Here is a 1397-nt window from a genome sequence, read left to right on the forward strand (position 1 = left end):
TGTCCGAACCGGATAGATAGGTAACAGAATGGACCGATAGCATGGGTGACAGTTTTCTTGTCCGCCGGGAGGACCGGCGATGGTTTGGCGAGAGACTGGCATCATGGATGAGCGGCTTCGGTTTGTTGTGGAATGCCTTTCTGGCGAGGAGACGATGACGCAGCTGTGTACTGCCTTCGAGATCTCGCGCAAGACCGGGTACAAATGGCTTGGACGCTACCGGGAGTTCGGGCCGGAAGGGCTGCATGATCTGCCGCGGGCGCCGCTCGAGCACGGCCGGGCAACGGCAGCGGAGCTGGTGGAGCGGATCGTGGCGGAGAAGGAAGCGCATCCGCTGTGGGGGCCCAAGAAGATCATGGCCCGGCTCAAGCGTGCGGAGCCCTGCTGCGGTTGGCCTGCGGTCTCGACGGCCGGTGAGATCCTGAAGCGGCATGGACTTGTGGGGCGTAAGCGCAGGCGCTGGAAGGCGGCCGGCAACGGTCCATGGCCGGAGCCCGAGGGGCCGAACGCGCTGTGGACGGGCGATCACAAGGGCTGGTTCCGGACTGGCGACGGGTGGCGCTGCGAGCCGCTGACGGTGATGGATGGGGCGTGCCGCTATCTTCTGGCGCTCGAAGCGACGGGTTCGACGGCGGACGCCGAGGCCTGGCCGGTGTTTGAGCGCCTGTTTGAAGAGCATGGGCTGCCGGATCGGTTCAGAAGCGACAATGGCCCACCCTTCGCATCGCCTGGCGTCACGGGTCTTACGCCGCTTGCGGCGCGCTTCATCAAGCTTGGCATCGCTCTTGAGCGCATCCAGCCGGGCAAGCCGCAGCAGAACGGGCGCCATGAGCGCTTCCACCTGACCATGCTGCCGATGGCCAAGGCACCGGAGGCCGACAGGGCGTCTCAAGCTCAGGCTTTCGAGGCCTTCCGGCGCAGCTACAATGAGGAGCGCCCGCACGAGGCGCTTGGCATGGGCACCCCGGCGCAGCATTACCGTCCCTCGACCCGTCCCATGCCTAAGACGATCCCCGAGCCGGACTATCCGGCCGAGGCGGCGGTGCGCAGCGTGCGCCAGAACGGCGCCGTCAAATGGCAGGGTGCAGAGATCTACGTCTCGGCCACGCTGGCAGGCGAGCCGATTGCCATCGAAGAGACTGAGAACGGCCAATGGGCGGTGCGCTTCCATGCCCATCCGCTCGGCTTCATCGACCACAAGCACAGGAAACTGGTTCGCCGCAGCGCCGCGCCAACCCAACCGTTTGGCGCTGCCGCGAACCCATCATAAGGGGGAAAACTGTTACCTATCTATCCGGTTCAAACTGTTACCCATCTATCGGCTGGACACCGGCAGGCAGGCGAGGGGCAGCGCCAACGCTTGAAGGCATCAGTCGAACCATCAGAACGGCTTGACC

General features: G+C 64.9%; 1 protein-coding gene. It reads left to right on the forward strand.

What is annotated here, in order from left to right; genetic code table 11:
- Nucleotides 1–79: 79 nt before the first annotated feature.
- The gene (locus tag EOB49_RS33890; RefSeq protein WP_127332395.1) at nucleotides 80–1270 is read left to right on the forward strand and encodes an integrase core domain-containing protein; all 1191 of its coding nucleotides are present in this window, start codon (nucleotides 80–82) and stop codon (nucleotides 1268–1270) included.
- Nucleotides 1271–1397 lie beyond the last annotated feature (127 nt).

The organism is Mesorhizobium sp. M7A.F.Ca.MR.148.00.0.0, from assembly GCF_003997735.1.
GTDB lineage: Bacteria > Pseudomonadota > Alphaproteobacteria > Rhizobiales > Rhizobiaceae > Mesorhizobium.

Bases quoted from the DNA above. Each gene is read 5' to 3' on its own strand.
- EOB49_RS33890 (WP_127332395.1), top strand. From the start codon at position 80: ATGGTTTGGCGAGAGACTGGCATCATGGATGAGCGGCTTCGGTTTGTT.